A 268-nucleotide genomic window follows, 5' to 3' on the forward strand; every position below is an offset into this window, starting at 1 on the left:
TGGTGATGTGTCAAATGAGACGCTCTGATGTTCAGGGGGGTTATCGCGTATACGGATCGTGGATGGCAGAAAACGTTCAGGATCAGGTATCCATTTTAAACCAGAAATTGAGTGAGTTTGCCCCATCCATGCCCCACGCGGTGAGATCGGATGTAATTAACAACAGGTTACAAAACCTACACCTGCATGCTCATCACTTCCTGATACGCCGCCACCAGCTTATTACGCACCTGAATCCCCATTTGCATAGAAACTGAGGCTTTTTGCA

1 protein-coding gene is annotated in these 268 nt (G+C 47.4%); it reads right to left on the reverse strand.

Features of this window, described 5'->3' with window-relative positions; genetic code table 11:
• Positions 1–176 precede the first annotated feature (176 nt).
• A partial coding sequence (fliE, locus tag IEQ44_RS18210; RefSeq protein ID WP_174215471.1) for a flagellar hook-basal body complex protein FliE occupies positions 177–268 on the reverse strand: 92 nt, incomplete at its 5' end.

Origin of the sequence: Nocardioides malaquae (genome assembly GCF_015070385.1) — a bacterium.
Classification (GTDB): Bacteria; Actinomycetota; Actinomycetes; order Propionibacteriales; family Nocardioidaceae; genus Nocardioides; species Nocardioides malaquae.